The organism is Saccharothrix sp. AJ9571 (genome assembly GCF_021725495.1).
Lineage (GTDB): Bacteria > Actinomycetota > Actinomycetes > Mycobacteriales > Pseudonocardiaceae > Amycolatopsis > Amycolatopsis magusensis.
On sequence record NZ_CP091382.1, the window covers coordinates 9,791,249 to 9,815,390 of the forward strand.

At 70.7% G+C, this 24,142-nt stretch carries 26 protein-coding genes; 12 read left to right on the forward strand and 14 right to left on the reverse strand.

What is annotated here, in order from left to right; translation table 11 throughout:
- Window positions 1–7: 7 nt before the first annotated feature.
- Window positions 8–424, reverse strand: a complete 417-nt coding sequence (locus tag L3Q67_RS44580; RefSeq protein ID WP_499187409.1) for an acyl-CoA thioesterase — start codon at window positions 422–424, stop codon at window positions 8–10.
- Window positions 418–1,698 carry a hydroxyacid-oxoacid transhydrogenase gene (locus L3Q67_RS44585; protein ID WP_499187410.1) on the reverse strand — a complete coding sequence of 427 codons (1,281 nt, stop codon included), beginning with the start codon at window positions 1,696–1,698 and terminating at the stop codon, window positions 418–420. The genes L3Q67_RS44580 and L3Q67_RS44585 overlap by 7 nt, the downstream gene beginning before the upstream one ends.
- Before the next feature lie 166 nt (window positions 1,699–1,864).
- Between L3Q67_RS44585 and L3Q67_RS44590 the strand changes: the two genes are divergently transcribed.
- The 4 genes from L3Q67_RS44590 (at window position 1,865) to L3Q67_RS44605 (ending at window position 6,666) form a co-directional block, all read left to right on the forward strand.
- On the forward strand, window positions 1,865–4,582 hold the full coding sequence (locus tag L3Q67_RS44590) for a glycosyl hydrolase family 95 catalytic domain-containing protein (protein WP_499187411.1): 2,718 nt from the start codon (window positions 1,865–1,867) through the stop codon (window positions 4,580–4,582).
- Between the two features lie 45 nt (window positions 4,583–4,627).
- Window positions 4,628–5,254: a TetR/AcrR family transcriptional regulator gene (locus L3Q67_RS44595; protein ID WP_499187412.1), complete on the forward strand. Its 627-nt coding sequence runs from the start codon at window positions 4,628–4,630 to the stop codon at window positions 5,252–5,254.
- A 2-nt stretch (window positions 5,255–5,256) separates the two neighbouring features.
- On the forward strand, window positions 5,257–5,916 hold the full coding sequence (locus L3Q67_RS44600; protein ID WP_499187413.1) for an enoyl-CoA hydratase/isomerase family protein: 660 nt from the start codon (window positions 5,257–5,259) through the stop codon (window positions 5,914–5,916).
- Between the two features lie 270 nt (window positions 5,917–6,186).
- A complete protein-coding gene (locus L3Q67_RS44605; RefSeq protein WP_499187414.1) occupies window positions 6,187–6,666 on the forward strand; it encodes a hypothetical protein in 480 nt (159 codons plus the stop codon).
- Here the strand turns inward: L3Q67_RS44605 and L3Q67_RS44610 are convergent.
- Genes L3Q67_RS44610 through L3Q67_RS44640 form a run of 7 tightly spaced genes read right to left on the reverse strand, consistent with a single transcriptional unit; the run spans window position 6,626 to window position 12,067 of the window.
- A complete protein-coding gene (locus L3Q67_RS44610) occupies window positions 6,626–6,934 on the reverse strand; it encodes a DUF6191 domain-containing protein (protein ID WP_499187415.1) in 309 nt (102 codons plus the stop codon). The two genes, L3Q67_RS44605 and L3Q67_RS44610, sit on opposite strands and share 41 nt — an antisense overlap.
- An 18-nt stretch (window positions 6,935–6,952) precedes the next feature.
- Window positions 6,953–8,056, reverse strand: a complete 1,104-nt coding sequence (locus L3Q67_RS44615) for a cytochrome P450 family protein (RefSeq protein ID WP_499191792.1) — start codon at window positions 8,054–8,056, stop codon at window positions 6,953–6,955.
- Complete coding sequence (locus L3Q67_RS44620; RefSeq protein ID WP_499187416.1) at window positions 8,038–9,432, reverse strand: cytochrome P450; 1,395 nt, start codon at window positions 9,430–9,432, stop codon at window positions 8,038–8,040. The genes L3Q67_RS44615 and L3Q67_RS44620 overlap by 19 nt, the downstream gene beginning before the upstream one ends.
- A complete protein-coding gene (locus tag L3Q67_RS44625; protein WP_499187417.1) occupies window positions 9,429–10,025 on the reverse strand; it encodes a GTP-binding protein in 597 nt (198 codons plus the stop codon). Before L3Q67_RS44625 ends, L3Q67_RS44620 begins: the two co-directional genes overlap by 4 nt.
- Entirely contained in the window at window positions 10,003–10,356 is a 354-nt protein-coding gene (locus tag L3Q67_RS44630; protein WP_499187418.1) for a helix-turn-helix domain-containing protein, read from the reverse strand. Before L3Q67_RS44630 ends, L3Q67_RS44625 begins: the two co-directional genes overlap by 23 nt.
- A complete protein-coding gene (locus L3Q67_RS44635; protein ID WP_308158754.1) occupies window positions 10,353–10,766 on the reverse strand; it encodes a roadblock/LC7 domain-containing protein in 414 nt (137 codons plus the stop codon). The genes L3Q67_RS44630 and L3Q67_RS44635 overlap by 4 nt, the downstream gene beginning before the upstream one ends.
- Window positions 10,763–12,067: a histidine kinase gene (locus L3Q67_RS44640; RefSeq protein ID WP_499187419.1), complete on the reverse strand. Its 1,305-nt coding sequence runs from the start codon at window positions 12,065–12,067 to the stop codon at window positions 10,763–10,765. Before L3Q67_RS44640 ends, L3Q67_RS44635 begins: the two co-directional genes overlap by 4 nt.
- Window positions 12,068–12,343: 276 nt before the next feature.
- On the opposite strand from L3Q67_RS44640, the gene rraA reads away from it, so the two are divergent.
- Window positions 12,344–12,838, forward strand: coding sequence for an RraA family protein (rraA, locus tag L3Q67_RS44645; protein ID WP_499187420.1), 495 nt, complete (start codon window positions 12,344–12,346; stop codon window positions 12,836–12,838).
- 140 nt (window positions 12,839–12,978) lie between these two features.
- On the opposite strand, the gene L3Q67_RS44650 is transcribed toward rraA, so the two are convergent.
- Window positions 12,979–13,377, reverse strand: a complete 399-nt coding sequence (locus L3Q67_RS44650) for a phospholipase A2 family protein (RefSeq protein WP_209665095.1) — start codon at window positions 13,375–13,377, stop codon at window positions 12,979–12,981.
- A 144-nt stretch (window positions 13,378–13,521) separates the two neighbouring features.
- Between L3Q67_RS44650 and L3Q67_RS44655 the strand changes: the two genes are divergently transcribed.
- Window positions 13,522–13,845 carry a hypothetical protein gene (locus L3Q67_RS44655; RefSeq protein ID WP_499187421.1) on the forward strand — a complete coding sequence of 108 codons (324 nt, stop codon included), beginning with the start codon at window positions 13,522–13,524 and terminating at the stop codon, window positions 13,843–13,845.
- Here L3Q67_RS44655 and L3Q67_RS44660 read toward each other — a convergent pair.
- Entirely contained in the window at window positions 13,838–14,536 is a 699-nt protein-coding gene (locus tag L3Q67_RS44660; protein WP_499187422.1) for a nitroreductase family protein, read from the reverse strand. The two genes, L3Q67_RS44655 and L3Q67_RS44660, sit on opposite strands and share 8 nt — an antisense overlap.
- 35 nt (window positions 14,537–14,571) lie before the next feature.
- On the opposite strand from L3Q67_RS44660, the gene L3Q67_RS44665 reads away from it, so the two are divergent.
- From L3Q67_RS44665 to L3Q67_RS44675, 3 genes are all read left to right on the forward strand, one after another.
- Window positions 14,572–16,329: a S9 family peptidase gene (locus tag L3Q67_RS44665; protein WP_499187423.1), complete on the forward strand. Its 1,758-nt coding sequence runs from the start codon at window positions 14,572–14,574 to the stop codon at window positions 16,327–16,329.
- 712 nt (window positions 16,330–17,041) lie between these two features.
- On the forward strand, window positions 17,042–17,986 hold the full coding sequence (locus L3Q67_RS44670; RefSeq protein ID WP_499187424.1) for an HD domain-containing protein: 945 nt from the start codon (window positions 17,042–17,044) through the stop codon (window positions 17,984–17,986).
- Window positions 17,987–17,994: 8 nt separating this feature from the next.
- Window positions 17,995–18,336: a VOC family protein gene (locus L3Q67_RS44675; protein WP_499187425.1), complete on the forward strand. Its 342-nt coding sequence runs from the start codon at window positions 17,995–17,997 to the stop codon at window positions 18,334–18,336.
- A 3-nt stretch (window positions 18,337–18,339) separates the two neighbouring features.
- Here the strand turns inward: L3Q67_RS44675 and L3Q67_RS44680 are convergent, their stop codons facing one another.
- From L3Q67_RS44680 to L3Q67_RS44690, 3 genes are read right to left on the reverse strand one after another with little or no spacing between them, the layout of a single operon-like run.
- Window positions 18,340–19,317 (reverse strand): TroA family protein, encoded by a 978-nt coding sequence (locus L3Q67_RS44680; RefSeq protein ID WP_499187426.1) that lies wholly within the window; start codon window positions 19,315–19,317, stop codon window positions 18,340–18,342.
- Complete coding sequence (locus L3Q67_RS44685) at window positions 19,314–20,099, reverse strand: ABC transporter ATP-binding protein (protein WP_499187427.1); 786 nt, start codon at window positions 20,097–20,099, stop codon at window positions 19,314–19,316. Before L3Q67_RS44685 ends, L3Q67_RS44680 begins: the two co-directional genes overlap by 4 nt.
- Window positions 20,100–20,101: 2 nt before the next feature.
- Entirely contained in the window at window positions 20,102–21,163 is a 1,062-nt protein-coding gene (locus L3Q67_RS44690; RefSeq protein ID WP_499191793.1) for a FecCD family ABC transporter permease, read from the reverse strand.
- Window positions 21,164–21,248: 85 nt separating this feature from the next.
- Here L3Q67_RS44690 and L3Q67_RS44695 point away from each other — a divergent pair, with 85 nt between their 5' ends.
- The 3 genes from L3Q67_RS44695 to L3Q67_RS44705 all read left to right on the forward strand — a co-directional run bounded on the left by L3Q67_RS44695 (window position 21,249) and on the right by L3Q67_RS44705 (window position 24,068).
- Complete coding sequence (locus L3Q67_RS44695) at window positions 21,249–21,851, forward strand: P-loop NTPase family protein (RefSeq protein WP_499187428.1); 603 nt, start codon at window positions 21,249–21,251, stop codon at window positions 21,849–21,851.
- On the forward strand, window positions 21,815–23,053 hold the full coding sequence (locus tag L3Q67_RS44700; protein ID WP_499187429.1) for an alpha/beta hydrolase family protein: 1,239 nt from the start codon (window positions 21,815–21,817) through the stop codon (window positions 23,051–23,053). The genes L3Q67_RS44695 and L3Q67_RS44700 overlap by 37 nt, the downstream gene beginning before the upstream one ends.
- A 100-nt stretch (window positions 23,054–23,153) precedes the next feature.
- Window positions 23,154–24,068, forward strand: coding sequence for an alpha/beta fold hydrolase (locus L3Q67_RS44705; protein WP_499187430.1), 915 nt, complete (start codon window positions 23,154–23,156; stop codon window positions 24,066–24,068).
- Window positions 24,069–24,142: the final 74 nt, after the last annotated feature.

Below are 24,142 nucleotides of genomic sequence, written 5' to 3' on the forward strand. Positions count from 1 at the left end.
CCGATCCTCACACAGCGGCGATCAAGGCTTCCAGCGATTTGCGCAGGCCGCCGTCGACCTCCACCGGCCGCCGCGATCCCCGGTCGACGAACACGTGCACGAAGTAGCCCTCCGCGATCAGCTCACCGGCCCCGGAGAACATGCCGATCTCGTAGCGCACGCTCGACCGCCCCAGGTGCCCCACGCGCAGGCCCACCTCCAGCGAACCGGGGAAGGACACCGAGCCCCGGTAGTTGCAGTGCGACTCCACGCACAACCCGATCACCGCACCGTGCTCGATGTCGAGCCCGCCCTGCTCGATCAGCCAGGTGTTGATCACCGTGTCCATCACCGAGTAGTGCACCACGTTGTTGACGTGCCCGTAGACGTCGTTGTCCTTCCACCGCAGCGGAACCGACTGCACGAAGGGGTACTCGCTCACCACAGCTCCACCGACCCCCGCAGGATTTCGGCCAGGTCCTCCTCCGACGGCTCCCGGGGTGCCGTGGCCAGCAACCGCTGCTGCTTCACCGTTCCCGAGACCAGCGAGTCCACATCGGACTCCGAGTAGCCCACCGCGCCGATCCCGTTGGGGATGCCGATGCGCCGCATCAGGTCACGCAGCACGGCGGGCAGGTGCTCTTCGGCGTCCCCCGGCCACTCGAACTCCGGTGCCAGCAACCGCGCCACCCGCAGGTGCCGGTCCGGCGCGGCGGAGAAGGTGAATCGGAAGGCCGCCGGCGCGGTCAGCGCCACCGCCATCCCGTGCGGCACCATCGCTTCGTCCCCCGGATAGCCCTCCGGGTGGAAGTCCCGCACCTGCCCGGCGATCGGGTACGCGTTCGCGTGCGGGATGTGCACGCCCGCGTTGCCGAACCCCAGCCCGGCGAACGTGGCCGCCAGCGCCATGTCCTCCCGTGCCTGGAGGTTCGAGCCGTCCGTCACCGCGGCGGCGAACGACCGCGAAAGCAGCCGCAGTGATTCCTCGGCGAACATGTCCGCCAGCGGATTCGCCCCGCAGTACGGCACCCGCTCCTCCGGCCGCTTGCGCGGGTAAGCGGTGTAGGGCTTCGCGGTGTAGCTCTCGGCGGCGTGGCACAGGATGTCCATCCCGCTCGCCGCGGTCACCGCGGCCGGCTGGCTGACCGTCAGCCGCGGGTCGACCACCGCCAGCGCCGGTCGCAGCCGCAGGTGGCTGATCCCGCTCTTGACCCGCAGCGACAGCACGTCCAGCACGCACACCGTGGTGCTCTCCGCGCCGGTCCCGGTGGTGGTCGGCACCGCCACCAGCGGCTTCAGCGGCTTGCTCGGCGCCCGGCCACCGCCGACCGGCGCGTTGACGTAGTCCAGCAGCTCGCCGTCGTTGCTGGTCAGCAGGTTGACCGCCTTCGCGGTGTCGATGCTGGACCCGCCGCCGACCGCGACGAAGGCGTCCCACGGGCCGTGGGCGCGGGCGTGGTCGACCGCCTTGGCCATGCTCACATCCGTCGGCTCCACGTGCACGGCGTCGAAGACCTCGGCTTCGATGCCGTACCCGGCGATGCCGTCGGCGATCCGGCGCGGCCAGCCGGTCGCCGCCACGTCCGGGTCGGTCAGCACGAGCACGCGCCGCGCGCCGTACTGCGTCAGGTCGTATCCGATCTCGTCGCTCGAGCCGCTCCCGTACTTCAGCGCCGGGGCGCCGTAGGTGAAGACCGTCTCTTGTTCCGCTGAAGGCACGCCTCACCGTACCTCGCACCGCCGGTCGGGGTCTTGCCCTCGATTCCGGGATGCCCTTATCGTCGAACAGCCGGGACATCGGATGACTTGAGCGTGACATCCCGCCAAACCCGGCGTTCGCCCGGACATCACCGTGGATGCATCCGATCTTTGCCGAGGGAGCCTGATGACCAGGACGAAGGCACGCAGGTGGCTCGCCGTGTTCGCTGTGTGCGCTGTCGGGGCGCTGACCGCCACGATCCCGGCGCTCGGCGAAGCCGCCGGGCCGAGCGAGGCCGCCGGGCCGCGCCAGGAGAACGGCATGACGCTCTGGTACGACGAACCGGCCACCGACTGGGAGTCCCAGTCGCTGCCGATCGGCAGCGGGGCGCTGGGCGCGAGCGTGTTCGGCGGCGTCCAGGCCGAGCAGCTCCAGTTCAACGAGAAGACGCTGTGGACCGGCGGCCCCGGCTCGCCCGGCTACGACTTCGGCAACTGGACCGCCCCGCGACCAGGCGCGCTCGAAGCGGTCCAGCAGCGGATCGCCGCCGAAGGCCAGGCGGATCCGGAATGGGTGGCCGACCAGCTCGGCCAGCCGAAACACGGCTTCGGCGCGTACCAGACCTTCGGCGACCTCCGGCTGACGCAGCCGCAAGCACCCCCGGAGGTCGGTGACTACCGCCGTCACCTCGACATCTCGACCGCCACCGCGGGCGTGCGCTACACCTCCGGTGGCACCGAATTCACCCGCGAGTACTTCGCCTCCGCCGCCGACGACGTGATCGTCGCGCGCCTGTCCGCGGGCGAGCCGGGACGGGTCGGCTTCACCGCCGCGATCACCGCACCGGACAACCGGTCCAAATCGGCGTCAGCGAGAGACGGCCGTCTCTCGTTTTCCGGGAGCCTGCACGACAACGGCATGCGCTTCGCCTCCCAGGTCCAGGTGCTCAACGACGGCGGCACGCGCACCGACAACGCGGACGGCTCGGTCACCGTCCAGGACGCGGACGCGGTCACGCTGATCCTCGCCGCGGGCACCGACTACTCCCCCGCGTATCCGGCCTACCGGACCGGTGAGGACCCGGCTTCCGGCGTGAGTCAGCGCGTGGACCAGGCGGTCGCCAAGGGGCTGCCCGTGCTGAGGTCCGCGCACGTCGCCGACCACCGTGCCTTGTTCGACCGGGTCGACCTGCAACTCGGCCAGCAGCCGCCCGCGATGCCGACCGACGACCTGCTGCGCTCCTACCAGGACGGTTCGGCTTCGCCCGCCGCCCGGAAAGCGCTGGAGGTGCTGTACTTCCAGTACGGCCGGTACCTGCTGATCGCCTCGTCGCGGCCGGGCTCGCTGCCGGCGAACCTGCAGGGCGTGTGGAACAACTCCACCTCACCGCCGTGGAGCGCCGACTACCACGTGAACATCAACCTGCAGATGAACTACTGGCCCGCCGAGACGACGAACCTCGCGGAAACCACGGCTCCGCTGTTCGACTACGTGGACTCGATGGTGCCGCCGGGCGAGGTGACCGCCCAGGAGATGTTCGGCAACCGCGGCTGGGTGGTGCACAACGAGACGAACCCGTTCGGCTTCACCGGGGTGCACGACTGGGCAACCGCGTTCTGGTTCCCCGAATCCGGTGCCTGGCTGGCGCAGCACTACTACGAGCACTACCGGTTCACCCGCGACGAGGTGTTCCTGCGCGACCGGGCGTACCCGATGCTGAAGTCGCTGGCGCGGTTCTGGATCGACGAGCTGGTGGTGGATCCGCGCGACGGCAAACTGGTGGTCACCCCGAGCTATTCGCCCGAGCAGGGACCGTTCACCGCCGGGGCGTCGATGTCGCAGCAGATCGTCGGGGATCTGCTCACCAGCACCGTCGAAGCCGCGAACCTGCTGGGCGACAACGCTTTCGCCACCGAAGCCGGGGACGTACTGTCCCGATTGGACCCCGGGTTGCGGATCGGTTCCTGGGGGCAGTTGCAGGAGTGGAAGACCGACCAGGACGACCCGGGCAACCAGCACCGCCACGTGTCGCACCTGTTCGCGCTGCACCCCGGCAACCAGGTCACCCCGCGCGAGACACCCGAACTGGCCGAAGCCGCCAAGGTCTCGCTCACCGCTCGCGGGGATGGCGGGACCGGCTGGAGCAAGGCATGGAAGATCAACTTCTGGGCGCGCCTGCTGGACGGCGACCACGCGCACACCATGCTCTCGGAACTGCTCAAGAACAGCACGCTGACCAACCTCTGGGACACCCACCCGCCGTTCCAGATCGACGGCAACTTCGGGGCCACCGCCGGGGTCGCGGAAATGCTGCTGCAGAGCCACGCGGACGCGGTGGACATCCTGCCCGCGCTGCCGGGTACGTGGGACAGCGGTTCGGTGCGGGGATTGCGGGCTCGCGGGGACCTGACCGTGGACGTCGAGTGGAGCGGTGGCTCAGCCACCCGGCTCGGCCTGGCCGCGGGCCGGACCGGGACCGCGGATGTCCGAAGTGGACTCTTCGCCGGTCCCTTCGATGTGCGCGACACGACTACCGGCGAGACCGTCGAAGTCGCGCACGACGGCGAGCGGATCACGCTGGCTGCCGAGCGGGGTCACCGGTACGAGGTGACGGCGCTGGCTTCGGTGGCCATCACGGCACCGGAGACGGTCGAGCCGGGCGTGCCGTTCACCGCGGAGGTCACCGTCGCGGCCACCGGTGAAGCACTGCCGCGTGGGGACGTCCAGCTCACGCTGCCGGAGGGGTGGACCGCGATCCCGGCGGCCCAGCCGTCCGCGCCCCTGCGCGCGGGCACGGACCGGACGCACCGCTTCGAGATCACCCCGGTCACCGGCGCCGCGACCCTCCACGCGACGGTCCGCGGTGATGGGTGGCAGGTGCGCGCCCGGAAACCGGTGGGCTAGCTCACTTCCGAGTTTTGGAGCACGTGTTCTGTTATAGTCGCCGGCATGCCCCGCCCTCGTGTGCACGACCTCGACGCGTTGCTCGACACCGCCGAGCGGCTCGTCGCCGAGGTCGGGGCGGCCGGGGTCACCGCGCGGTCGCTGGCGGCGGCGGCCGGCGTGCCGAACGGCACGATCTACCACGCCTTCGGCTCGATCAACGCGCTGCTCGGCCGGGTCTGGCTGCGGGCGGCGAGCGACTTCCTCGACCTGCAGATCGAACTGGCCGACCGGGACGACCCGGTGGACGCGGTGCTGGGCGCCGCGAGCACCCCGGCGGTCTTCGCGCAGCGCCGCCCGGCCGCGGCGCGCATGTTGCTGCTGGTCAAGCGTGAGCACCTGCTCGGCCCGGACCTGCCCGGCGAACTCGCCGACGACCTCCTCGCGCTGGACAAGCGCGTGGTGTCGCTACTGGTCCGGCTCACCCACCGGATGTGGGGCCGCCGCGACGGTCCCGCCGTCGAGGTGCTCACCACCTGCGTGGTCGACCTGCCGACCGCGTTGTTCCGCCGCGCGCTGAGCGGCCCACCGGGCGACGGTGTCAGCGCCGACACCCGGCGACGACTCGAGGCCGCCGTGCGGGCGGTGCTCGCCATCGACCCACCCGACCACCACCGATCCACAAAGGACTGAATGTGCCCGAGCTGAAGCACCAGGAACCCGTCTACGTACTCGACCTCGGCGACGGCGAGAACCGCTTTTCCCCGGAGTGGCTGCAAAGCGTCCACTCCGCGCTGGACACCGTCACCGAGGGCTCGGCACCGGCGGTGCTGGTCACCGTCGGCGGCGGCAAGTTCTACTCCAACGGCCTCGACCTCGAATGGCTGATGGCCCACGGGGACCAGGCCGGCCAGTACGTCACCGATGTGCAGGAACTGTTCGCGCGGGTGCTGACGCTGCCGGTGCCGACGGTCGCCGCGCTCAACGGCCACGCCTTCGGCGCCGGGGCGATGCTCGCGATGGCGCACGACTTCCGCGTGATGCGCGAGGACCGCGGCTACTTCTGCTTCCCGGAGGCGGACATCAACATCCCGTTCACCCCGGGCATGGCCGCGCTCATCCAGGGCAAACTCACCCCGGCGGCGGCCGTCGCCTCGATGACCACCGGCCGCCGCTTCGGCGGCCCGGACGCCCGCGACCTCGGCCTGGTGGACGCCATCGCCGCCGAGTCGAAACTGCTGGACGAGGCGAGCGACGTGGTCCGCGGCCTGGCAGGCAAGGACCGCGGCACGCTGGGCGCCATCAAATCCACCATGTACGCCCCCGCCGTCACCGCCCTGCGCACCACCCCCTGACCCCGCCCTGAATGCTATGAGTGGGGCATTACTTGCAATGAACGCAAGTAATGCCCCACTCATAGCATTCGCCTGCCCAAATTCATCCCATCCCCGGCGAGTCCCACACTCCCGCAGCCGAACTCCACACTCGTGCAGATGAACTCCACGCTCAGGACGCTGAGTTCCACACACTCGGCGCACCCCGGCCGGACACGAATGTGGCTTTGGGGGCGGATTCGGCCCCCAAAGCCACATTCGTGTCCCCGGAGGAGGGCTACGATCGGGTGGGTGACGGTGACCAGTCAGCGGCGGCTCACGTTGGTCGCCGTGCTCGGGATGGCGTATTGGTTCTTCGGCAACCTCTACGAGGCCGTGGTGTTCTCCCCGAACTGGGTCCAGGACAACCCCGCGCAGTTCACCCGGCTGCACGAGTTCTTCGCCAGCACCAGCCCGACGCTGTACTTCGTGCCGGTGACACAGCTGGCGATCCTGCTGATCTGGGTGCTCTGGTGGCGCAACCGCGACGACGAGCTGAAGCGCGACTACCGGCGCGCGGGCGTGGTGGCGGTGGTGAACGTGGCCTTGTCCGCGTACGTCATCGCCGTGCTCTTGCGCCGGATGTTCGGCGAGGACTACCTTTCAGCCGACCTGACCGCCACGGCGTGGCAGTGGAACGCGCTGAACGTGGTCCGCATGGTGCTCACCGCGGTGACCGGTTATTACCTGTTCAGCGCGTTCCGGAAGCTCGACCGCCGGGCGGCAGGGTGACGGTGCCCCGGTCGAGGTCGATGCCGTAGGCGGGCGGGGCGCTGTCGCCCTCTTCGTCGCGCAGCATTTCCACCGACGCCCGGTGTTCCAGCTCCCGGCGCTTGGTGCCGTAGAACATCGCGGTGACCTCGTTGATGTAGGTCGCGGTGAGCGGGGTGCCCGCCCGTTTGCGCCGCCTGGCGCGCACGAGTTCGAACACCCCCACCGCCACCATCAGCAGGGTGCCCACCGGGATGCTCCACGCCAGCAGCGTCTCCACCGGGTCCATCCCGCCAAGGTACCCCGATCAGCGCAGGGTGACCGGAAGCGTCAGGTGCCCGTTCGAGATGAACGACGCCGTGGTCGAGAGCTCCGCCGGGTCCACCGCCAGCGCCAGATCCGGGAACCGCGCGAACAAGGCGGGCAGCGCGATTTCCGCTTCCAGCCGTGCCAGTGGCGCACCGAGGCAGAAGTGCACGCCGTGCCCGAAGGACAGGTGGTTCTTGTTCGGGCGCGACAGGTCGAACTCGTCGGCGTTCTCCCCGGCCTCCGGCGACCGGCCGGCGGCGGCGTACGACGCCAGGATCGCCTCGCCCGCCTTGATGGTCACCTCGTCGCTGACAACGATGTCTTCGACGGCGTACCGCAGCGGGAGGTGCGCCACGGGCGCTTGCCAGCGCAGGGTTTCGTCGAGCACGTCACTCCAGGTGTACGTGCCGTCGAGCACCTGGCGCAGCTGCCCGGGATGGGTCAGCAGCGCGGTGATCGCGTGGTCGAGCAGGTTGACCGTGGTCTCGTGCCCGGCCGAGATCATCAGGATCAGCGTGTCGATCAACTCGGCTTCCTGCAGCGCCGAACCGTCTTCGTCACGCGCGGCGATCAGGCCGCTGGCGAGGTCGTCGCCGGGGGCCGCGCGCCGGGTCGCCACGAGCTCACCGAGGATCCGGTACAGCTGCTCGCCGTTGGCCGCCGCCTCCTCGGCCGTGGCACTGGTGTTGAACACCCCGTCGACCGCCTTGCGCAGATCGGCCCGGTGCTCGTCCGGCACGCCGAACAGCTGGCAGATCACCTCGATCGGCAGCGGGTAGGCGAAGTTCTCCCGCAGGTCGACCGTGCCGGTGGTGCCGTCGAGCCGGTCGAGCAGGCCGTGGGTGATCTCCTCGACCCACGGCCGCAGCGCTTCGGTGCGGCGGTAGGTGAAGGCCTTGGACACCAGCGACCGCAGCCGCCGGTGCTCGCCACCGTAGGCGGTGAACATGTTCTGCACGGCCACCCAGATCATCAGCGGCCAGTCCGCGGGTACCGTGCCGTCCCGCCACGCCGCCCAGTGCTGCCGCGGGTCCTTCGAGACCTTCGGATCGCTCAGCAGGCGCTTGAGCAGATCCGGGTCCGTCACTGACCACGCCACCACCTGGCCAGGGAGTTCCACCAGCGTCGCGGCGCCGCGGGCGCGGAGTTCGGCGTTCTCGGCGTGGATGTCGCGGCCGGTGGGGTCGAGGACGAGGGGGCTGGGTGCGGATTCCAACGGTGTTCTCCAGTCGGTTCGGTGGACGGAACTGGCGCGGGAACGGTGTTGCGAACGGGGGTGAACTGCACGGGCAGCGCGGCCAGCGCGCGGTGGAACGGACCCGGCCGCCAGCGCAGCTGGTCGTCGGGCACGGCCAGGCGCAGGTCGGGCAGCGCGTCGAGCAGGGTCTCGATGGCCGTGGTGGCGATCAACCTGGCGGGCCCCTGCGCGGGGCACGAGTGCACCCCGGCGCCCCAGGCGATGTGCGCCCGGTTGCCCACGCGCTGCTCGGCGCGCAGCGCAGGATCGGTGTTGGCGGCGGCGAAGCTGATCACCACCGGTTCGGCGGCGGGCAGGTGCGTGCCCAGGAGGTCGACCGCGGGCCAGGGGTAACCGGCCGAGTAGTTCGCCATCGGCGGGTCGCCCCAGAGGATCTCTTCGAGCGCGTCCTCCACGTGCAGGCTGCCACCGGCCAGGTCACCGGCGAAGCGGTCGTCGATCAGCAGCAGCCGGATGCCGTTGGCGATCAGGTTCTGCTGCGGTTCGGTGCCCGCGCCCATCAGCAGCACCAGCTGGTGCAGCAGTTCCTCGTCGGTCAGCCGCGCCGGGTGCGCCATCATCCACGACGGCACGTCCTGGCCCGGCTGCGCGCGCTTGAGCGGGAGCAGTTCGAGCATGCTCGCGGTCAGTTCCGCGTTGGCGCGCTCGGGGTCGACCATGTCGAAGATGCCGCGCATCCCGGCGACCAGCCGGTCGCCCAGCGCGGGCGGGCAGCCGAAGAGGTGGTTGAACACCTGAAGCGACAACGTGGTGGCGTAGTCGTTGAGCAGATCCGCCTTGCCGTTGGCGGAGAACCGGGCGATCAGCTCACGCGCGGTCCGCTCGATGTAGTCGCGCAGGGCGTGCGGGTTGAGCCGCGAGAGGCTGCCGGTGATCGCGCTGCGCAGGCGGGCGTGCACCGCGCCGTCGGTGAACAGGCAGTTGGGGCGGTAGCCCATCATCGGCAGGACCGGGTTGTCCTCGGGCTGGTTCTGCTGCCAGCGCCGGGGATCGCGCGGGAAGGTCGACGGCGCGCGGAGCACCTCCAGCGCGGCTTCGTAGCCGAGTACCAGGCTGGCGTTCACCCCCGGGGCCAGTTCGACCGGCGCGATCTGCCCGTGCGCGGCCCGCATCCGGGCGTACACCCCGGCGGGGTCGCGGGCGAACTCCTCGTCGTAGAGGCGGGCGCGCTCGGTGTGCGCGGGACAGCCGGGCGGCGGTCCGGCGGCGGGAAAGGTCACGGGTGCTCCTGGCGGATCGGATCGAAGAGGTAGTCGACAAGACTGATCAGCGCCTGCGCGGACGACACGCGGTCACGGGCGTCGCAGCTGACCAGGCGGGTCTCCGGGAGCAGATCGAGTGCTTCGCGGAGTTCGGCTTCGGGGAACCGCGGTGCGCCGTCGAATTCGTTGACCGCGACCGCGTACGGCAGGCCCAGTTCCTCGAGCAGGCCCATCACGTCGAAGGACTCCTCGAGCCGGGTGGGGTCCACCAGCACCAGCGCGCCGAGCGCGCCGTAAGCGAGGTCCTTCCACATCTGCGTGAACCGCTGCTGGCCGGGCGCGCCGAACAGGTAGAGCACGACGTCGCTGCCGAGGGTGAGCCTGCCGAAGTCCATCGCGACCGTGGTGGTGTTCTTGCCGCGGACCCCGGACAGGTCGTCCACCACCGCGCCTGCCTGCGTCATCGTCTCCTCGGTGCGCAGCGGCCGGATCTCGGACAGGGTGCCGACGAAGGTGGTCTTGCCCACCGCGAACGGCCCGACGACCAGGATCTTCACCGAGGTCCGGACGGTGGCGGGGACGTATCCGTCAGGTGAGAGCACGGAGGCCATCGAGTACCTTCTGCAGGAGTTGGTGGTCGGGGATTTCGGCCTGGCGCACGGCGGCGCGGGCCTCGATGTGACCGGAGTCGAGCAGGTCGGACAGCAGCACCTTGGTCACGCTCGTGGGCAGGTCCAGGTGCGCGGCGACCTCGGCGACGGCCAGCGCGCCCCCGCGGCAGAGCTCCATCACCCGCCGCTTCTCCGGGCTCAGCCCGACCACCGGCGCCCAGGTCGCGAGCACGACCGTGGCCACGTCCAGCGTGTTGCGGGTCGGGTGGGCGCGGCCTTCGGTGACCACGTGCGGCCGCACCAGTGCCTGCTCGCGCCGGTTCCGGGTCATGCCGGGAAGCGCGGCGGCGCGGTGAGTTCCTGGCCGAGCCGCTGCACCAGTTCCTGCATGCGGGAGGACACGCCTTCGACGTCGACGCGGCCCGTGGTGGAGACCGCGACGTAGGCGCCCTGGCCGGCCGCGGTGAGGAAGACGAACCCGCCGTCGAACTCGATCAGCGTCTGGCGCCACTGTTCCGGGGGCTGGCGGCAGAATTCGCCGGTCGCGCGGGCCAGTGACTGCAGGCCGGACACGGCCGCGGCGGTGCGCTCGGCGTCGTCGCGGTCGATGCCCGCGGAGTGCGCCATCAGCAAGCCGTCGGCGGACAACAGCACGGCGTAGAGCGTCTCCGGCATCTGGAGCGCTTGGTCGAGCATCCAGCCGAGCCGGTTCGTGGTCGCGTCCGTGCTGTTCGAGCTCACTGGGATTCCCTTTCTACGTCGGCGGAATTGGCACGGCCACGGCGGGTGCCGCGTTGCCAGGCCGCGGCGGTGGCGACCGAGTTCGTGGACGGCGCCGAGGGCGCCGGAGGCGCGGCCTGGGCTACGGGTGCTGTCGGCGCGGCGGGCACGGGCGGTTTGGCCGTGACCGTGGCCGCGGTCCGGCGGCGGCGCCGGGGCAACCCGTGCGCGGTGGTGCCCAGCTCGGATTTCGCCGCGACAGCCACGGGTTCGGGCCGGGGCGACGGGCTCGGTATGCGCTTCACGGGTTCGGGCTCCGGAGTGGCGGCCGGCGGGTTCGGGGTCGGCGTGGTGATCCGCGTGAGCAGTTCGGTGGGCAGGAACAACACCGCGCGGACCCCGCCGTACGGCGAGCGGGTGTCCACCGAGACGCGGAACCCGTACCGGTTGGCGAGCGCGCCGATCACCGCGAACCCGATGCGCGGCGGCACGCCGAGCGCGGCGATGTCCTGGCCGCCGTGCCCGTCGAGCAGCCACGCCGCGCGCTGCACGGCTTCCACGGTCATGCCGACCCCGGCGTCGTCGATGATGATGGCGAGCCCGTTGTGCGCCTGCTGGAAGGTGACCTGTACCGGCGAGCCCGGCTGGGAGTGGCGGGCGCCGTTGTCCAGCAGTTCGGCCACCGCGAGCACCACAGGCTCCACCGCCTGGCTGACCACGGCGGTGTCCGAAGGCGCCGGGATCTGGACGCGCGCGTAGTCGCGGATGCGGCCGGTCGCGCCGCGGACCACGTCGGTCAGCGTGGCGGCCGAGCGCTGCAGGCCGGGCCAGGAACCGCAGAGCACCGCGGTCGCCTGGGCACGGCGGCCCAGCTGCGCGTTCGCGTGGTCGAGGCCGAGCAGGCCGTCGAGCACGGACGGATCGTCGTGGCGCTCTTCCATCTCCGAGATCAGCACCTGCTGCTCACCGGCGAGGTTCTGCACCGTGCGCATCATCGCGCGCAGGGTGGCGGCGGCGGATTCGGCGGCCTGGCGGCGGGTCTGGCCGAGCAGGTCGGTGATCGTCTCGAGCACACCGCGGTGCGGGTCGCCGTGGCCGGTGTCGCGCAGCGGGCCGGGCACGGTCACCGCCGGGTTGGCCAGCGACTCCGCGAGCGCGGGCAGCCGGACACCGATCAGGTGCCGCTCCTCGGCTTCGCGGGCGGCCAGTTCGGCGTGCGCGGCGTCGCGGTAGCGGCCGAGGTTGACCGTGACGCGGCGCTGGCGCAGCAGCAGCACGGTGAGCACGAGGCTGAGCAACAGCAGGCAGCTCGAAACTGCCATCAGCAGGGGGTATTCCATGGAATCCTCACGGTCGGCGGGCGCGGGCCACCAGTCGGCTAGGCGAACACCGGGGGGCGCGCCGGGTCCGCACCCGGGCCGCGATCACTGCGCCGAACGAGGAAAATCCGGGCGGGCCCGAGAAACGACGGCATGTGTGCGGCTCCACAACGGCGGGGACGGTCGTCACACCGCGCCTTGGCACGATGTCAGCAGCGAGTACCGTAGCGCAAACCCCGCGTGTTCTCCCAGACTTCGCGAAGAAAGGCAGCCGCATCCGTGAGCCCGGTCTTCACCACCGCCGATCTCGTCGACGAACACGGCGATCGGCTGCTCGTCTGTGACACCCAGTTCCGCGAATTCGGCGGGCACCGGCGATTTTCCGGTCCGGTGCGCACGGTGCGCTGCCACGAGGACAACGGCCTGGTCCGGGAACTGCTGCGGACACCGGGCGAAGGCGCGGTGCTCGTGGTCGACGGCGGCGGTTCGCTGCACAGCGCGCTGACCGGCGACGTCATCGCCGCTTCGGCGGTGGAGAACGGCTGGGCCGGGCTGATCATCAACGGCGCCGTGCGTGACAGCGCGGTGCTCGCCGGGCTCGCGCTCGGGGTCAAGGCACTGGGCACGAATCCCCGCAAAAGCGCCAAGAACAGCGCGGGGGAAGTCGACGTGCCGGTGAGCTTCGGCGGGATCACCTTCCGCCCCGGCGATTCCGCCTACGCCGACGAAGACGGGGTGGCCGTGCTGCCCGCGGCTTCGCGCACCAGCAAGTAGCGGCGTCGGCCGGCGCGGCGATTTCCCCTTCTGGATCGAGGAAGTGAAAGGTCAGCGCGACCCCGGCGGGCCGCAGGGACCACTGGAGAACTCCCGGCAGGCCCTCGCGCGACCGGGAGCGTCCAGGTGGATCACCGAGCTTAGGCGGGGTCCCCGGTGTTGCGGACGACGTTGTAGTAGGTGTCGGCGATGAAGTCGCACGGGCCGCGGGCCGGGCCGGTGCCGAAGGTGTACTCGCACTGCTGGTGCATCTTGTCGAAGAACAGCCGGTCGCAGCGCAGCGTGTTGGCGCCACCGGCTTCCTCGCACATGTCGTGGTGCGCGCACGGGCCGCGGAAGTCGACCTGACCCCACGGCGGCACCACCGGCTTGTCGGGCGACCAGGTGCAGTAGTCGTGCCACGCGCCGCGGCTGGTGTCGTAGACGTACCCGCTCGGCACCGGCACGAAGGACGCCGCCTGCGCGCTGCCCGCCGCCATGCCGAGCCCGCCGGCGGCGCAGGCCAGCACCACCGCGAACCGTCGTAGTTTCCCGTTCATCCCCAGCTCCCCGCAGTTGCCGTTCCACTTGTTGGAAGATCAGTTCGACAACTCTTAACCTAGACTGGGCGGGCCTGCGTGCCCAGGGTCCGATCGACCCACACAGGAAAGCGGGGTGAAAGCGGCACCCGGAAACTGACGCCGGTGAAGCTCACCTTCCTGATCCTCGGTTTCCTGTTCCTCGGCTCGGCTTTCGCGCTGGGCGCGATCATGGCGGACGAAGCACGGCTGGCCGGCATGCTGGAGTGGACCTGCCGGCCGCCGAACTCGGTGGGCTGGGTGGAGTGCCACACCACCAAGAGCAACGACACCTTCCTCCGGCTGGACGCCGATCACCTGGTCACCCAGATCCTGCTCGGGCTGACCGGCGTCGGCTGCCTGATCGCCGCGGCGGCGGTCGGCCCGCGGCAGCCGCGGCCGGTGCCGCGGGCGATGACGCCGCCGCAGTGGCAGCAGCAGGTCAGGTGACGCGCACCAGCACCTGGTCCAGCGATTTGCGGACCAGGTTCGGCACCACGCAGTCCCGCGCCGGATAGCCGACCGGGATGACCGCGAACGCCTTCTCGTTGCGCGGGCGCCCGAGCAGTTCGCCGAGGAACCGCATCGGTGACGGGGTGTGCGTGAGCGCGGCGAGGCCGGACAGGTGCAGCGCGGTGAGCAGCATGCCCACCGCGATGCCCACCGACTCGTCGACGTAGTAGTGCTTGTGCGTGCCGCCTTCCTCGTCGAGGTAGAACCGCTGCTGGAAGACCACGATGAGGTAGGGGGCGTCGGTCAGGTGCGTCTTGACCGCGTCGGTGCCGAGCGGGCGCAACGCGGACAGCCACTCCTCCCCCAGCCTGCCCTCATAGGACACGCGCTCCTCTTCCTCGGCCGCCTCCCGGATGCGCTGCTTGATATCCGGATCGCTGACCAGCACGAAGGTCCACGGCTGCTGGTGGGCGCCGCTGGGTGCGGTGGCGGCGACCGCGATGGCGTCGAGCACCACCTGCTCGGGCACCGGGTCGGTGGAGAACGCCCGCACCGTGCGTCGGGTGTCCATGCGGCGGCGGAGTTCGGCCGCGGTGGTCAGGGATTCGTCGGCGGAGGGACGAACGGGCCGGTAGGGCACCGGTTCGAAGGGGTCGCCGTAGTTCGGGGTCCAGTGCGGTTCGCGCATGACGTCATTGTTCGGGTGCGGATAGGGTCGGCACAATGGCAACACTGACCGCTTCGATGATCACCGACGCCGCGACGCCCACCGGACCACGGATTTCGCCTGACGGCCGCCAGGTGGCCTACGTGGTGGATGGCTCCCTCTGGGTGGATTCCCGGGAGCTCGGGGTCGCGGGAACGGGTCCTCGCTGGTCACCCGATTCGCGGTGGCTGTACTACCTCGATGGGCGATTGCACCGGTTTTCCCTGGAAACCGGGGAAATCCAGCCGTTGATCGAGGATGCCGCGGCCTGCCTCCCGCTGGACGCCGACCGGGTCGTCGTGGTGACGCGGGCCGAGCCCGGACCACGCGACCCAGTGGTCTGGACCGATCCACTACCGATGAACACCCTGTGCCTGCTCGATCCGGGCACCGGGGAAACGCGTCCGCTGGACCTGCCCGGCCGTCACGTCATCGAATTCGCGCGGTGCCCGGAAGACGACCTGCTCGCCGTGCTCACCCGGGCGACCCCGGAGCAGGATCCCGTGCACCCCACCACCGAACTGCACCTGGTCGATCCGGCCACCGGCGTCGTGCGGCACCTGGGCCAGACCGAACTCGTGGCGCATTCGCCGGTGTGGTGGCGCGCGGACGACGGCTGGCGGGTCGCCTACCTCGCCACCACCCCACCGGGCGTGATCGGCGGACTGGCGGTGTTCGACGCCGAGCACCGGAACCTGTCCGCCGGGATGCCCTGCTGCCCGACCGAACTGGTGCAGGCCGGGGATTTCCCGCTCGCGGTGTTCGCCGACGGCCTCGACACCGCGCTGTACCGCTTGGAACACAACGGATTCCGGCGGCTGCACCTCGAGCGGGGACGCCTGTTGGCGCTCAGCGCTGACGATTCGGGTGGGGCCGTCGCGTTGCTGGCGAGCACCGCGTACGAACCGCGGAACGTGCACACCGGTCCGCCGGAGGGTCCGTTGCGACAGGTCACCGACACCCGGCCGGAACTACGCGGAATCACTTGGGGCACCCAGGAACGTCTGGCGTACCGGGCGGCCGACGGGCTCGAACTGGACGGCTTGCTGATCCTGCCGCCGGGGCGCACGCGTGAGGACGGGCCGTTCTCGCTGATCACCGTCCCGCACGGCGGCCCGTACGATCGGTACGCCGACGAGTTCGCGCTGAACTGGTTCCCGTCCGGCCAGTGGCTGGCGGCCGCGGGGCACGCGGTGTTCCTGCCGAATGCCCGTGGCGGGCAAGGACACGGGCACGAGTTCGCCGCGTCCGTCGCGGAAGCCGTCGGCCTCGAGGAATGGACCGATGTGCTCACCGGCATCGATCTGCTGGTGTCGGAGGGCGTCGTCGACCCGGATCGCCTCGGCATCGGCAGTTGGAGTCACGGCGGGTTCGTCAGCGCGTGGGCGGTCGGGCAGACGGACCGGTTCAAGGCCGCGCTGATGGGCGCCGGGATCAGCGACTGGGGCATGCTCGTGGCCACCGGCGAAGAAGGCGTGCTGGAAGCCGGGCTGGGCGGCGGCCCGACCTGGACCGGCCCCGGCCCGTACATCGAGCTCAGCCCGATTACCCACGCTGCCAAGGTGTCCACGCCGGTGCTGATCGTGCACGGCGAGCGGGACACCAACGTTCCGCTCAGCCAGGCCATCGCCTTCCACCGGGCACTGCGGTACTTCGGCGTCGAGCACGAGTTCGTGGTGTACCCGCGCGAAGGCCACCGGATCAGCGAACGGGCCCACCAGCTGGACCTGTTGCAGCGCATGCGTGACTGGTTCGAACCGCTACTGCGCACGTGACCTGGCCACATCCGAGCTCCAGACCGTGGCAGCCGAACCCCACGTTCACGCAGCCGAGTTCCACACTCAGGCAGCCGAGTTCCACATTCCGCCCCCGGATCCCACGTTCAGACGGCCGAACTCGACGTCAGGCAGCCGGATCCCACGTTCAGGCCAACGTGGGCCTCGCGATGGACACGAATGTGGCGTTGGGGGCCGATTGCGCCCCGAAAGCCACATTTGTGTCCCTCCGGGCCATCCGAACGTGGGACTCGGGTGTCTGAACGTGGGACTCGGGTGCGGGAGTGTGGGGTTCGGGCGTCTGAACGTGGGGTTAGGGGGAGCGGCGGTGTGGGTGGGGGGTGCAGCGTAGGCGCGGGCGGGTCGGGCGCCGGTTGCGGTGGTGGCGGGCCGGGTGGTGGGACGGGCGGTGCGGTGGGGACTTCGCGAGGATGTCCCGTGCCTGCTCCGTGGTGACCAGGTCCGGGAAAGGCACGCTGTCGATGTCCGCGCGCCACGCCGTCAGCAGTCGGTCAAGTATTTCGGGTGGGAGGTCCCGATTCATCGGCACGCCTCGCAGTCCGTCCCCTCATCAGCCGTAGTCGCGGCTGCTCGGCGCGGCGTTACCCACCCGGGCGAGTCAGGCGCCGGGTGCCGATGACGGAGAGCAACCGCCGTGCCTCTTCCGCGCGGACCGCCGGTCGCGGCGCACGAGGTCGACTAGGCTCGAACCGTGAACGCGGTGGCCGGCCTGCTGGGACGCACGGAGTGGTATCGGGATCCGTTGTGGGCGGTGGAGTTCCGGCTGACGCCGGTGGAGCGCAGCCTGCTGCGGAGCCGTCCGGTGCGGCGGCTGCAGTTCGTCGCGCACGCCGGGGCGGCGGCGGTCACCACGCACCAGACGTACTCGCGGCTGGAGCACAGCCTCGGCCTGCTGTCGCTGGTGGCGCACTTCGCCCCGGACGACACCCTGGCCAGGGTCGCCGCGCTCGTGCACGACCTCGGGCACCTGCCGTTCAGCCACACCTTCGAGGGCGTCGGCGGACTCGACCACCACGTGCTGGGCGTCCGGCGGACCCGGGAGCTGGAGCCGCTGCTCGCCGAGCACGGCATCGACGTGGAGGACGTCCTTACCGTCGACGCCCGGACGCCGCCGGTGCTGAGCGGCCGCCGCGGCGCGCTGAAGCTGGACCACCTCGAGTCGTTCATCCGCAGCGGCCGCGCCCACGCGCGGCTCACCGAACCGCCGCCGGACACCCTGGCCCGGCTGCGCCTGGTCGACGGCGAGGTGCACACCGACCAGGCCACCGCCGCCTACCTCGCCGAACTCGCGGCCGGCGAGGCCGAATACCTGTGTGCCTGGGAGAACGTGGTCCCGAACGCCGTGGTCCGCGGGCTGGCGGGCATCCTGCTCGACGACCACCCGCGCATCTGCGAAGCGACCGACGACGAGATGTGGGCGTTGCTGCTCGAAGACCCCCGGACCAGCGAAGACGCCCGCCTCCTCCGGGAGGACCCGCTGGCCTGGGACGTCTTCCCGCCCGGGCACGCCGCGGGCTTCCCGTACGAAGTGCGCTACCTCTACCTCGACACCCCCTGCGTGAACGGCGAGCCGGTCCCGATCCGCGAGATCCGCGCACTGCCGTGGCGGTGCACGGTCGCCCGGCGCGAACCCTAGGAGCAACGATGAGCACCGCCCTGTTCGCCGGTATCTCCGTTTCCGACTTCCCCGCCGCACTCGCCTGGTACGAAAAGCTCTTCGGCGCGCCTCCCACCTTCTTCCCCAACGACATCGAGGCCGTGTGGGAGATCGAGGAACACCGGTCCGTCTACCTCGAACTGCGGCCGGAGCACGCCGGCCACGCCCTGCTCACCCTGTTCGTCGACGACCTCGACGGGGTCGTCACCGGGATCACCGGGCGTGGCCTCGAACCGGCCCACCAGGAGACCTACTCGAACGGCGTCCGCAAGATCACCTACCGCGACCCGGACGGCAACGAGCTCGGCTACGGCGGCGGTCCCGCCTAAGCCCTAGCGGGGCAGCTCACGCAGGTACTTCGCGAAGCCTTCGAGCCCGTCGATGTTGCGCGGACCGCTGATGCCCTCGTTGTAGTCGAGCACGTAGAACCGGTTCTGCACCACCGCGGGCAGCTGCGCGGTCGCCGGGGACGACTTCAGGAAGTCGATCTTCTCCTGCGCCGGCTTGTCGCCGTAGTCGAGGATCACCACCACGTCCGGCTGCGCGTCGACCACCGCTTCCCAGCCCACCTTGGTCCAGCGGGCGTCGACGCCGTCGAAGATGTTGCGGCCACCGGCGAAGCGGATGATGTCGTTGGGCGGCACCTGGTTCCCCGCGGTCGAAGCCTGGTCGGTGCCCGAGTCGTAGAGGAAGACCTTGAGCGGGTCGCCCTTCGGCGCGGTGGCGATGACCTGGTCGACGCGGCGCTGGTAGTCGGTGATCACCTGCTGGGCTCGGTCGGAGACGCCGAAGATCTGCCCCAGCCGCCGCAGGTCCGTGTACAGGCCCTCGAACGGCGTCACCTTCTCCGGGAAGTTCGGGTAGTTGAAGCAGGATTCGGAGTGCATGAAGCTCTGGATGCCGAGGCCGTCCAGGATCGCCGGGGTGATGCCGCGCTGGTCGCTGAAGCCGGAATTCCAGCCCGCCACCACGAAGTCGGCCTTGGCGTCGACCACGAGTTCGCGGTTGAGCAGGTCGTCGCCGAGGAACTGGACCTTCGCGTACTCCGCGGCGTACGGCGACTCCGCCACCGGCGGGTTCGCCGGCGGCATCACGTAACCGTGCACGTGCTCGGTCAGCCCGAGCGCGAACATCTTGTCCGCGCTGCCCGCTTCGTAGACCACCGACCGCTGCGGCTTGGTGTAGCGCACGTCCTCACCGCAGCGCTTCACCACGACGTCCTGCGCGGCCGGGGCGGCGCCTTCGACCTGCGCTCCGCACCCCGCGGCCAGCAGCGCCACCGCCGCCAGCACGGGAACCGCCTTGTTCATACCGAACTCCTTCTGTCACTGGTCAGGGCGTAGAGCAGTTGCGGGTCGCCGGTGAGCGGGTGGTCCACCACGGTCACCTCGACGCCGAACACCTCGCGCACGAGTTCGGCGGTGAGCACCTCGGCCGGGGTTCCGACGCGGACCAGCGAACCGGCGGAGAGCACGCCGATCCGGTCGCAGACCGCCGCCGCGAGGTTGAGGTCGTGCAGCACCACGAGCACGGTCAGGCCGAGCGTCCGCAGCATCGACAGCAGCTCGATCTGGTGCCGCACATCGAGGTGGTTGGTCGGCTCGTCGAGCACCAGCACCGCGGGTTCCTGCACCAGGGCCCGCGCGATCAGCACGCGCTGGCGTTCGCCGCCGGACAGCGACAGCACCCCGCGTTCGGCCAGGTGCGTGACGTCGAGCCGGTCCATCGCGTCGCGGCACAGCTCCTTTTCGCGTGCGGTGAGCGCCTGGTTGCCGGTCAGGTGCGGGAACCGGCCCAGCTCGACGAGTTCGGTCACGGTGAAGTCGAACTCGCTGCTGCTTTCCTGCGTCAGCGCGGCGATCGCCCGCGCGGCGCGGCGGTTGCCGAGTTCGGCGAGGTCGGTGTCCCCCAGCCGGACCGCGCCGACGTGGGGCTTGAGCGCGCCGTACACGCAGCGCAACGCGGTCGACTTGCCCGAGCCGTTCGGCCCGACCAGTCCGACGACCTGCCCGGAACCGACCGGCAGGCTCAGCCGGTCGACCAGGGTTTTCCCGTTCAGCACCACGGAAACGCCATCGAAGCGCAGGTCCATCGCTAGCGCCCTCCGAACAGGTAACCGCGGCGGCGCATCAGGGTGATGAACACCGGCACGCCGATCAGCGCGGTGATCACGCCGAGCGGCAGTTCACGCGGCGCGACCACGGTGCGCGCGGCGAGGTCCACCCAGACCATGAAGATCGCCCCGGCCAGTGGCGCGATCAGCAGCACCCGCGCGTGCGAGGCGCCGAACACGATCCGCACCAGGTGCGGGATCACCAATCCGACGAAACCGATCGCGCCGCTGACCGCGACCATCGCGCCGGTCACCACCGCGGTCAGCACGAACAGCCCGCGCCGCAACGTTTCCGTGCGCACGCCGAGGCTCGCGGCGGCCTCGTCGCCGAGGGAGAGCACGTCCAGGCTGCGCGCGTACCGGCGCAGCACCAGCACACCCACGAGCACCGCGACCGCCACCACCGGCAGCGAGCCCCAGGTGGCGCCGCCGAAACTGCCCATCGTCCAGTAGAGGACCGTGCTGGTGGCCTCGCTGTCCGGCGCGAAGTAGATGATCAGGCTCATCACCGCCTCGAACCCGAAGGCCAGCGCGACCCCGGTCAGCACCAGCCGCAACGGCGTGATCCCGGCACGCGAGCGGGCGGCCGCGTAGACCAGCACCGAAGCCAGCAGCGAACCGAGGAACGCGCCGATAGACACCGCGTAGATGCCGAACACCGCGAGCGCGCCGAAGGAGGTCACCGCCACCGCGCCGACCGACGCCCCGGACGAGACGCCGAGGATGAACGGGTCCGCCAATGCGTTGCGCACCATGGCCTGGATCGCCACGCCCACCGCGCCGAGCCCGGCGCCGACCACGGCCGCGAGCAGCACGCGCGGGGTGCGCACCTGCCAGATGATCTGGTAGCGGCTGAACTCCTGCGCCGGGATGCCGTCGCCGGTGATCGCCGCCCACAGGTACCGCGCGGTGTCGCCGGGCGGGATCACCGCCGAGCCCAGGCCGATCGCCAGCACGATCGACCCGGCCAGCACCGCCCCCAGTCCGGCGGCGACCACCACCGCGTCCCGCCCCACCCCGGCACGCCGGGTCTTCCCCTTCAACACCTTCGCCTCCGCCGTTCGCCCGCCGCAGCCTGGCGAACATGAACTTCATTGTCAAATAGCCGGATGACCATAGGATGGCGGCATGCGCGTACTGGGACCCATCGAAGCCGTGCCACTCGACCGGGTGCGGCGGATCGCCGTGGCCGGCCCGCCCGGCTCGGGCAAGACCACACTGGCCGCCGAGCTCAGCCGCCGGCTCGGCGTGCCGTTCACCCAGTTCGAGACCTTCTTCCACGGTCCGGGATGGACGGTGCTGCCGGACTGGCAGGAGAAGGTGCTGGCCCACGTCGACGGCGAGTCGTGGGCGATCGAATGGCAGGGCGAAGAAGTGCGTGAGCAGTTGACCGCGCGCACCCAGGTGCTGATCTGGCTCGACCACCCCCGGTGGCTCACCACGGCCAGGGTGGTCACGCGCACGCTGCGGCGCCGGTTCGGCCGCGGGAGCGCGATCCCCGGCGGCAACACCGAAGGCCCGCTGCACACCTTCTTCACCGACCGCGACCACATCGTCAGGGAGTCCTGGCGGCGGCACGCGTGGTTGCGGGCCAGGGTGGCGCGGTTGATCACCGAGGACCGGCACCCGGACCTGGTGGTCGTCCGGCTGCGCGGGCAGCGCGAGGTCGACGCCTGGCTGGCAAGATCGGGTTCGTGGCTGAAACCGTGCACATCCCCGGACTGGTCCTGACCGAACACGAATTCGCCGTACCGCTGGACCACGCTCGTCCCGACGGCGAGCGCATCACCGTTTTCGCCCGCGAGGTCGCCACTCCGGACGGCCGCGACCGGCCGTTCCTGGTGTTCCTCCAGGGCGGCCCCGGCCAGGAAGCCCCGCGCCCGAGCGGTTCGCCGGTCGCGCCCGGCTGGCTGGCCCGCGCGCTGCGCGACTACCGCGTGCTCATGCTCGACCAGCGCGGCACCGGCCGGTCCACCCCGGTGGGCCTGCTGCCCGGGCGCACGCCCCAGCAGCAGGCGGACTACCTCAAGCACTTCCGCGCCGACTCGATCGTGCGCGACGCCGAGTTCATCCGCACCGCGCTCGGGGTGGACACCTGGAGCGTGCTCGGCCAGTCCTTCGGCGGCTTCTGCACGCTCAACTACCTGTCCACCGCACCGGAAAGCCTGCGGGAGGCCTACTTCACCGGCGGACTGCCGCCGGTCGGCCTGCACCCGGACGAGGTCTACCGCGCCACCTACGCGACCGTGCTGGAGCGCAACCGCCGGTTCTACCTGCGGTACCCGGGCGATCGCGACCGCGTGCGCGCCCTGCACGAGCGGCTCGACGCCGGAGAAGTGGTGCTGCCCAACGGTTCGCCGCTGACCAGCCGTCTCTTCCAGCAGGCCGGCAGCATGCTGGGCATGAGCGACGGCGCCGAGCGCCTGCACTACCTGCTCGAACGCGATCCGGCCTCCCCTGCGTTCGCCCACGACGTGGCCGCCTCACTGCCGTTCAACGCGCGCAACCCGCTCTACGCCGTGATCCACGAGGCCAGCTACGCCGACGGGCACGCCACGCGCTGGTCGGCCGCCCGCGTGCGGCCCGCCGAGTTTGAAGACGACGTCACGCTGTTCAGCGGGGAACATGTCTACCCGTGGACCCTGAGCGACGACCGCGGCCTGGCGCCGCTCGCCGAGGCCGCCGACCTGCTCGCCGAGCACGAGTGGCCGCGGCTGTACGACGCCGATCGCCTGCGTGCCTGCGAGGTCCCGGGCGCCGCGGCGATCTACACCGAGGACGCCTACGTCGACCGGGCGCTCTCGGAGGGGACCGCACGACTGCTGCCGCGCCTGCGCCCGTGGCTGACCAGCGAATACGAGCACGACGGCCTGCGGGTGAGCGGTGCTCACGTGCTCGACCGGCTCATCGCGCTCGCCCGCGGGCACGCCTGACGCTCGGAGATTCGGGGGAAAGATCCCGGTACGCGGTCGATTTCGCGGGCGCGCGCTCGACACTCCAGTGCACCCGCCAGCACGACCGGAGGAGACCCCGATGACCCCGAAGTTCCTGCCCACCGCCGCGGCGGTGCTCGCCGTGCTGCTGTTCGCCGGCTGCCAGCCCGGCGGCGGGCAGCCGGCCGAGCCCGCCGCGCCCCCAGCCGGACCGCCGCCGGTGCAGACCGGCTACGCGCAGGTCAACGGGCTGAACATGTACTACGAGACGCAGGGGCAGGGTCGCCCGCTGGTGCTGCTGCACGGATCGCTGTCCACCATCGAGACCTCGTTCGGCAAGCTGCGGCCGGGGCTGGCCCAGTCGCGGCAGGTGATCGCGGTGGAGCAGCAGGGCTACGGGCACACCGGCGACATCGACCGGCCGCTGGCGATCGAGCAGATGGCCGACGACACCGTGGCGCTGCTGGACCACATCGGCGTCGGCAACGCGGACTTCTTCGGGTACAGCATGGGCAGTTCGGTGGCGTTGCAGATCGCCATCCGGCACCCGGAGAAGGTGCGCAAGCTGGTGCTGGCGTCGGTGTCGTACAATAACTCCGGTTTCCACCCCGGGATGCTGGACGGCATCGACGAGCTCAAGCCGGAGGACCTGGCCGGCACCGTGTACGAAAGCGAGTACCTGGCGAAGGCGCCCGACCCCGCGCACTGGCCGGTGTTCCTGGAGAAGACCAAGGACCTCGACAAGAACTCGCCGGAGGTCCCGGCGGAGACCATCCGGGCCATCAAGGCCCCGGTCCAGCTGATCGCGGCGGACTCGGACATCGTCACGCCCGAGCACACCGTGGAGTTGTTCCGGCTGCTCGGCGGTGGCGTGATGGGTGATCTCAACCCGCTGCCGGCGTCCCAGCTGCTGGTGGTGCCGGGCACCTCGCACATCGGCCTGGTGGACCGCGCGGACTTCCTGCTGCCCGCCATCCCGCCGTTCCTGGACGCCCCCATGCCCGGCGAGGGCTGAGCCGGACGCACCCTTGACGGTCGCGCTGGTCGCGGCTTAGTGTCGCCGAAACTTTCCCATGGTGTTTCGAAAGT

Coding starts and splice junctions, on each gene's coding strand:
- L3Q67_RS44650 (WP_209665095.1), bottom strand. CDS start 13,377: ATGAACGGGAAACTACGACGGTTCGCGGTGGTGCTGGCCTGCGCCGCC.
- L3Q67_RS44630 (WP_499187418.1), bottom strand. CDS start 10,356: ATGACCCGGAACCGGCGCGAGCAGGCACTGGTGCGGCCGCACGTGGTC.
- L3Q67_RS44595 (WP_499187412.1), top strand. CDS start 4,628: ATGCCCCGCCCTCGTGTGCACGACCTCGACGCGTTGCTCGACACCGCC.
- L3Q67_RS44590 (WP_499187411.1), top strand. CDS start 1,865: ATGACCAGGACGAAGGCACGCAGGTGGCTCGCCGTGTTCGCTGTGTGC.
- L3Q67_RS44640 (WP_499187419.1), bottom strand. CDS start 12,067: ATGGCAGTTTCGAGCTGCCTGCTGTTGCTCAGCCTCGTGCTCACCGTG.
- L3Q67_RS44680 (WP_499187426.1), bottom strand. CDS start 19,317: ATGAACAAGGCGGTTCCCGTGCTGGCGGCGGTGGCGCTGCTGGCCGCG.
- L3Q67_RS44625 (WP_499187417.1), bottom strand. CDS start 10,025: ATGGCCTCCGTGCTCTCACCTGACGGATACGTCCCCGCCACCGTCCGG.
- L3Q67_RS44705 (WP_499187430.1), top strand. CDS start 23,154: ATGACCCCGAAGTTCCTGCCCACCGCCGCGGCGGTGCTCGCCGTGCTG.
- L3Q67_RS44660 (WP_499187422.1), bottom strand. CDS start 14,536: ATGCGCGAACCGCACTGGACCCCGAACTACGGCGACCCCTTCGAACCG.
- L3Q67_RS44665 (WP_499187423.1), top strand. CDS start 14,572: ATGGCAACACTGACCGCTTCGATGATCACCGACGCCGCGACGCCCACC.
- L3Q67_RS44610 (WP_499187415.1), bottom strand. CDS start 6,934: ATGGACCCGGTGGAGACGCTGCTGGCGTGGAGCATCCCGGTGGGCACC.
- L3Q67_RS44685 (WP_499187427.1), bottom strand. CDS start 20,099: ATGGACCTGCGCTTCGATGGCGTTTCCGTGGTGCTGAACGGGAAAACC.
- L3Q67_RS44675 (WP_499187425.1), top strand. CDS start 17,995: ATGAGCACCGCCCTGTTCGCCGGTATCTCCGTTTCCGACTTCCCCGCC.
- L3Q67_RS44695 (WP_499187428.1), top strand. CDS start 21,249: ATGCGCGTACTGGGACCCATCGAAGCCGTGCCACTCGACCGGGTGCGG.